The organism is Georgenia sp. (assembly GCF_054605595.1).
The window spans coordinates 1-6,460 of record NZ_JBTSDU010000152.1 but is presented as its reverse complement, the minus strand read 5'-3'; the positions used below and the strand labels follow the sequence as shown (position 1 = coordinate 6,460).

The window sequence follows — 6,460 nt, the reverse complement described above, 5'->3', positions numbered from 1 at the left end:
GCCGATCGAACCCTTCTTGCCCGTGATCCTCTTCGCGCTCCTGTTCGGGCTCTCGATGGACTACCAGGTCTTCCTGGTCTCACGCATGCACGAGGAGTGGATCCGCACCGGGGACAACGCCACCGCCGTCCGGACCGGTCACGCCGCCACCGGCAAGGTCATCGTCGTGGCCGCCTCGATCATGGTGTTCGTCTTCGGGGCCTTCGTGCTCGGCGACGCCCGCACCATCAAGCTCATGGGCCTCGGCATGGCCTCGGCCGTCCTCCTCGACGCCTTCGTCATCCGCATGCTCATCGTCCCGGCCCTCATGCACCGCCTGGGCCGTGCCAACTGGTGGCTGCCCGGCTGGCTCGACCGAGCCCTGCCCCACCTCAGCGTCGAGGGCCCCTCCGTCGCCCCCGGTGTCCGTGCCGCCGGCGACGACACCGACGACACCGACGACCAGCCCGTCCTGGTCGAGGCACGCGTGTAGGCCCGTACCCGCGGTACACACCCGTGGTGCAAGCCCGTGGCGACGCCGTGCCCCCGACATCGGCTCGGCCGCGCCCGACGGCGTGACACTTGCGAGGGCGATACCCCCATGGGTATCGTCCGGGAGACACTTTTCCCATCCATGAGGAGACACCCATGTGCAGTCCCGCCCGTTGTTCCAGCTGCGGCAAGGTCACCTGGACCGGCTGCGGCATGCACGTCGATGCCGTGATGGCCGGCGTCGTTCCGTCACAGCGCTGTACCTGCCGCTGAGTCCCCACCACCAGGAGGACCGACCGTGATCGCTTCCGCACTGCTCGACCGCCACCGCCGGCTCGCGTTGGAGACCCTCGGCGGCGCCGCGGGCGACCGCTCGCTCTGCGACCTCTCCCGCGACGGCTCGGTCCCGGCCGTGAAGTACCACGAGGGAGCGGTCGCCGCCCTCACCGAGGTCCGCCGTGGGGCTCATGTCGGGGTCGGCGGTCCCGAACCGGATCTGCGCGCGTCGGTGCTCACGACACGACGGTCGTGGGCCACCCGTACCTCCACCGGGATCGGCACCGCCGGCTGGCTGGACTACCGGGCCGGCGGGCTCGCCGCCCTGGACCGGCTCGTCGCGGAGGTCGACGGCCTCGCCGTCGGGTCGGACGACGGCGTCGGCCTCGGCGTCGGACCGGGTGACGGCGTCGGCCTCGGCGTCGGGTCGGACGACGGCGTCGGCCTCGGCGTGGGCGTCGGGGTCGGGCCGGGCGACGCGGCGGTGGACGACGCCGGGCTCCCCGGCCCCCCGGCAACCGTCGTCACCCTCCCGACGGGTGCGCCCGGGCTCGTCACCCTCGAGCCCGATCCCACGCTGAGCCTGCGCGAGCTCTGGCCGCGCCGGCGAGTGCTGACGGCGCTCGTGCTCACGCCCCCGACCGCGTGGTTCCTGTTCCAGAACTCCGGCGGCTGGGCACCGGGGGCACCGCTGTGGACCGTGCTGGTCGTCCTCGTGGGCGCCGTCGCCGCAGCGGTCGTCGCCACCTACGTGCCCCTGCCCGGGAACCGCGGTGTCGACGTCGGCTGCGGTCCGTGCGCCGCCGTGGCCGGCGTCACCGCGCTCTTTGCCGGCGGCCTGCTGAGCTCGGCACCGTATGACGTCGGGATCGCCGTCGTGGCGCTCGGGCTGGTGTCCTTCGGGCTCCTGCAGCGTCAGCGCGGCGCGCAGTCCTGCCCGGCGCCGCGGTCATAGCCGGCGCGGCCGGGTCCCACGTGACCAGCGGCCGTTCGTCCGTCGCGCCACCGTGACGAGCGAGGACACTCCCCGGTGCCCGCACCGCGACGACGACCGTCAGCGGCTGAGCCGGCGCCCACTGACGTGCTCCATCGCCACCGAGATCAGCACGTTGCGCTCCCACGGGATCCAGGACTGCACATCTGGCAGGGACGGATTCACGAGCGGGTCCCCCACGAACCCCGTCCGGCCCGTCACGTTCACGCTCCAGCCGGTGCGCGCCGCCATGTCCAGCGTCGAGGCCCCGACGCTCCTTACGGAGTCCCGCGCCGCCGCGACGAGCTTGTCGCTGTAGAGCGCGCGGATGACCACCTCGTCGCCGTTGAGGACGAAGTTCACCGGGACCATACCGGGACCCTCCGCCCGGCAGTACGCGATCCAGCCGACGGACACCGACGACAGCAGCTGGACGCATTCGTGCCGGGACAGCTTCTCGACGTACGGCCCCTTCTCCACGGCGACTCTCCGATCCGGGAGTCAAGACCTGGCAACCCTGACCCTCAGGCTGGTCCGCCCCCCGCTACTAGGTTAGGGGCCCGCCGGTGCCACCGGACGGCGGATCGACGATGATCCTGGGGAGAACCCATGCGGTTACGACGACGAAGCACTCCTCTCGCGGTGCTCGCGGTCCTCGTGGTCGCGCTGTCCGCCTGCGGCGGCGAGGAACCTGATCCCGGCACCGACTCCGCCGAGGGCACCACCGCCGCGGCGGCCGGCGGCGTCACGACGGTGACGCTCGGCCTGATCCCGATCATCGACGTCGCCCCGGTCCACGTGGGGATGGCGCAAAACTTCTTCGAGGAGGAGGGCCTCGAGCTGGAGCTCAGCACCGGTCAGGGCGGCGCGGCCATCCTGCCCACGTACCTCGAGGTCACGCCGGAGCTCGCCGAGCAGCTCATCCTGTCGGCGTGGGACACCGAGGTCAGCGAGGCGACGTTCGCGATCTTCGCCGAGCTCGGCCAGCACGACGGCCTGCTCGCGGGGGACGTCGACCTCGACGCGCTGCTCGGGAGGTAGCAGGTGACTCTCATGGCACCGGACGCGCAGCTCACCGGGCCCGCGAGCGCGCTCCGGGCCTGGGTGGCGACACCCGCGCCGGCGGCCGCGGCGCCCGCCCCGGCGGCTGCGTGGGCTCGGGGAGCAACGGCCGACGAGCCCGGAGCGGTCGGCGCACCGGTGTCGCCCCGGTGAGCTCCACCCGCTCGTCGTAGAGGAACACCACCAGCTCGGCGTCGTCCTGGCCGGGCAGGGACACCTCGATGCCGTCGTGCGTGATCTCGACCCGCACCCGATGCCCGCGCCAGCGCACCCCGAACGCCAGCCGTGAGATCGGCTCCGGCAGCACCGGCTCCAGCCGCATGAGCTCCCCGTCGCGGCGCAACCCCCCGAACCCCTCGACCAACGCGGTCCAGGCACCGGCCAGCGAGGCGATGTGCAGCCCGTGACGGGTGTTGCCGTTGATGTCGTGCAGGTCCACCAGCGCGGCCTCGTGGAGGTAGGCGTACGCCAGCCGGGTCTGCCCCGCCTGCGCGCACACCACCGCCTGGGTGCACGCGGACAGGGAGGAGTCCCGCACCGTGCGCCGCTCGTAGTAGTCGAGGTTGCGGGCCTTCTCCTCGGCGGTGAACGCGTCCGGGAACCAGTGCATGGCCAGCACGAGGTCGGCCTGCTTCGTCACCTGTCGGCGGTAGAGCTGGAAGTACGGCGCGTGGAGCAGCAGCGGGTACTCGGCGGTGTCGAAGTCCCACTCGCCCTGCCGGGTGAAGTTCTCCGACTGGGGGTGCATGCCCAGCTCCTCGTCGAACGGGAGGTAGACGGCGTCGGCCGCGGCCCACCACGCCGTGAGCTCCTGTGCCGTCACCCCGAGCTCGTCCGCCTTCTCCCGGTTGCGCAGGCAGGCGTCCGCGGCACTGCGCAGGTTCGCCGCCGCCACGAGGTTGGTGAAGACGTTGTCGTCGCTCACCCCGGAGTACTCGTCGGGCCCGGTGACGCCGTCCAGGTGCCACCACCCGTGGCGGTCGTGGTGCCCGAGGGAGGCCCACAGCCGGGCCGTCTCCACGAGGACGTCGACGCCATGCTCGCGCTCCAGCTCGACGTCCCCGGTGATGAGCCGATACTCCTCGAACGCCCGGGCGATGTCGCCGTTGACGTGGACGGCGGCGGTCCCGGCCGGCCAGTAGGCGGACGTCTCGTCGCCGTCGATCGTCCGCCAGGGGAACGCCGCGCCCCGCAGGCCGAGGAGGCGGGCCCGCCGCCGGGCCCGGTCGAGGGTGGAGGCGCGCCAACGCAGCGCATGGTTCGCCGCCTCCGGCATGGTGAGCATGAGGACCGGCAGCACGAACCCTTCGACGTCCCAGAACGCGTGCCCGCTGTAACCGGTGCCGGTCAGCCCCTTCGCGCCGATCGCCCGGCCTTCGGTGCGGGCGCCGGCCTGCAGCACCTGGAAGAGGGCGAAGCGCACAGCCTGCTGGATCACCGGGTCACCGTCGACGACGACGTCGGCCGTCTCCCAGAAGTCGTCGAGGAACTCGCGCTGGTTGCGCTTGAGCGTGCCCCAGCCGGCGTAGCGGGCGCTCGTCAGCGCCGCCGCGATCTGGTCGCGCATGGCAGCCACCGAGCGCCTGGCCGACCAGCCGTAGGCGAGGTACTTCACCACCCGGAGCTGGTCGCCCGGCTCCAGCACGGTCACCACAGTGGTGCGCGCCCAGTCCTCCCGCGCCTCGTTCTCGACCTCGAATTGGGCGTCGCACTCGACGTCGTGGTCCATCCCCGCACCGACCCGCAGCCCACTGCTCCGGGTGCGGTGGACGAGAACGGCGCCGGACTGCTCGACGTCCTGGCTCTCCGGCAGCAGCGGGCGCTCCAGGGCGGCCGCCACCCGCGGGTCGTCGCTGGACGGCTGCGGTGCCGCCTCGTTCGCGACGAGCTCGGACTGCAGGATGATACGTACCGGCTCGACGGCCTCCACGACGTAGGCGATCGCGACGACGCTGCGGTGGGCGAAGGACGCGAGCCGGGTGGAGCGGATCTTCACCCGCTTGCCGGCGGGCGAGACCCACTCCACCCGCCGCTTGAGGGTGCCGGCCCGCAGGTCGAGCTTGCGCTGGTGCGCGAGGGTCGTCCCGTAGCGCACGTCGAACGGTTCGTCGTCGACCAGCAACGAGATCGACTTGCCGTTGGTGACGTCCACAATCGTCTGTCCCGACTCCGGGTAGCCGTACCCACCCTCGGGGTAGGGCAACGGACGGTTCTCGAAGAAGCCCGCGAGGTACGTGCCGTGGGTGTCGTGCGGCTCCCGCTCGTCGAAGGTGCCGCGCAGCCCGATGTTCCCGTTGGACACCGCGAACAGGGACTCCGTCTGCCCGAGATGCTCGAGGTCGAGGGTCTGCTCACGCAGGCACCAGGGATCGACGGGCAGGTTCGCTCGGCGTCCCTCCGCATCCTCCACCGGCGGCTTCACAACAGCTCCTCCAGATCCTCGACGACGACGTCGGCACCGGCGCGGCGCAGCTCCTCCGCCTGCCCGAGCCGGTCCACCCCGACCACGAGGCCGAACCCGCCGGCCCGGCCCGCGGCCACGCCCGCGAGCGCGTCCTCGAACACGGCGGCCGCGCCGGGCGCCACCCCGAGCTCGCGGGCCGCCTCGAGGAAGAGATCGGGGGCGGGCTTGCCGGGCAGCGCACGCTCGCGGGCCGTCACGCCGTCGACCCGCACATCCAGGTGCGCGGCCAGCCCGGTGACCTCCAGCACCCGCGCCGCGTTCGCGCTGGAGGAGACGAGCGCGGTGGCGAGCCCGGCGCCGCGGACGGCAGCGAGGTAGCGGCGGCTACCGGGGAAGACCGTGACGCCCTCCTCGGCGATGAGCCGGTTCAGCAGGGCGTTCTTGGCGTTGCCGACGCCGCGGACGGTCTCGGCGGAGGGCGGGTCAGCCACCTCGCCCTCGGGGAGGACGATCGAGCGGCTGGTGAGGAAGTCGCGGACGCCGTCGGCGCGCCGCTTGCCGTCCACGTGCCGGGCGTAGTCGCCCACGGCGTCGAAGGGCACGAACGCCTCGCCGGTGCGCGTGGCCCGCTCGCGCAGGTAGGTGTCGAACGCCTGCTTCCACGCGCGGCGGTGCAGGGCGGCGGTGTCGGTGAGGACGCCGTCGAGGTCGAAGAGGCAGGCGGTCACGCCGGCGGGCAGGCCGAGCCGCGGGCTCCGGGTCGCGGTGCTCATCGTCGGAGGTTGTCCCGGGCGGAGCCCGGCACGAGGGCTGGGACGGTGCGCCGGCGCCCGAGCGCGGGGTCGAGGTCGGCGCGCTCGGGCCCGGCGCGGGGGACGACGTGGAGGTGGTGGTCCGTGCGGGCGTCGCGGCTCTCTCCGCTGACCATCAGCTGCGTGACCGGTGCCATCGGCTCCCCTCCTCGGGACGACTCCTTCCCGGCATTCTGCCCGCCCGCGGGCCACCTGCGCTCGCGGGGTGGAGATCGTGGCGACGCGGACGGCGGCGGCCACCGGGGCGGGGCGCCTGCCGCGCGGGGGCCTCCTCGTCGGTTTCGCGCCAGACGTCGCCGTGGTCGGCGGCTACGGCGACGCCTGGACGACCGCCGTCGCGGTCGGGTCCAGGCGCACCTGCGCACTCGCGCCCAGGGGCGCCGCCCCGCCGGCGACGGCGGTGGCCGGGGTCCCTCCGGGCAGGGTCACGTCCACCTCGGTGCTCCCACGCACGAACCGGCT

Annotated in this window: 7 protein-coding genes; 3 read left to right on the top strand and 4 right to left on the bottom strand. The window is 73.2% G+C overall.

What is annotated here, in order from left to right:
• Together ACYC1Z_RS13535 and ACYC1Z_RS13530 are read left to right on the top strand one after the other, a co-directional pair.
• The coding region (locus tag ACYC1Z_RS13535) for an MMPL family transporter (RefSeq protein WP_461410049.1) at nt 1–472 on the top strand (472 nt) is incomplete at its 5' end.
• A gap of 297 nt (nt 473–769) precedes the next feature.
• Nucleotides 770–1,702, top strand: a complete 933-nt coding sequence (locus ACYC1Z_RS13530) for a hypothetical protein (protein WP_461410048.1) — start codon at nt 770–772, stop codon at nt 1,700–1,702.
• 99 nt (nt 1,703–1,801) lie between these two features.
• Here the strand turns inward: ACYC1Z_RS13530 and ACYC1Z_RS13525 are convergent, their stop codons facing one another.
• Complete coding sequence (locus tag ACYC1Z_RS13525; protein ID WP_461410047.1) at nt 1,802–2,200, bottom strand: pyridoxamine 5'-phosphate oxidase family protein; 399 nt, start codon at nt 2,198–2,200, stop codon at nt 1,802–1,804.
• 129 nt (nt 2,201–2,329) lie between these two features.
• Here ACYC1Z_RS13525 and ACYC1Z_RS13520 point away from each other — a divergent pair, with 129 nt between their 5' ends.
• Nucleotides 2,330–2,761, top strand: coding sequence for an ABC transporter substrate-binding protein (locus ACYC1Z_RS13520; protein WP_461410046.1), 432 nt, complete (start codon nt 2,330–2,332; stop codon nt 2,759–2,761).
• Between the two features lie 31 nt (nt 2,762–2,792).
• On the opposite strand, the gene ACYC1Z_RS13515 is transcribed toward ACYC1Z_RS13520, so the two are convergent.
• Genes ACYC1Z_RS13515 through ACYC1Z_RS13505 form a run of 3 tightly spaced genes read right to left on the bottom strand, consistent with a single transcriptional unit; the run spans nt 2,793 to nt 6,135 of the window.
• Complete coding sequence (locus ACYC1Z_RS13515; RefSeq protein WP_461410045.1) at nt 2,793–5,204, bottom strand: glycoside hydrolase family 65 protein; 2,412 nt, start codon at nt 5,202–5,204, stop codon at nt 2,793–2,795.
• Nucleotides 5,201–5,959 carry a beta-phosphoglucomutase family hydrolase gene (locus ACYC1Z_RS13510; RefSeq protein WP_461410044.1) on the bottom strand — a complete coding sequence of 253 codons (759 nt, stop codon included), beginning with the start codon at nt 5,957–5,959 and terminating at the stop codon, nt 5,201–5,203. The genes ACYC1Z_RS13515 and ACYC1Z_RS13510 overlap by 4 nt, the downstream gene beginning before the upstream one ends.
• Complete coding sequence (locus tag ACYC1Z_RS13505; RefSeq protein WP_461410043.1) at nt 5,956–6,135, bottom strand: hypothetical protein; 180 nt, start codon at nt 6,133–6,135, stop codon at nt 5,956–5,958. The genes ACYC1Z_RS13510 and ACYC1Z_RS13505 overlap by 4 nt, the downstream gene beginning before the upstream one ends.
• Nucleotides 6,136–6,460: the final 325 nt, after the last annotated feature.

Bases quoted from the DNA above. Each gene is read 5' to 3' on its own strand.
- ACYC1Z_RS13520 (WP_461410046.1), top strand. From the start codon at position 2,330: ATGCGGTTACGACGACGAAGCACTCCTCTCGCGGTGCTCGCGGTCCTC.
- ACYC1Z_RS13505 (WP_461410043.1), bottom strand. From the start codon at position 6,135: ATGGCACCGGTCACGCAGCTGATGGTCAGCGGAGAGAGCCGCGACGCC.
- ACYC1Z_RS13510 (WP_461410044.1), bottom strand. From the start codon at position 5,959: ATGAGCACCGCGACCCGGAGCCCGCGGCTCGGCCTGCCCGCCGGCGTG.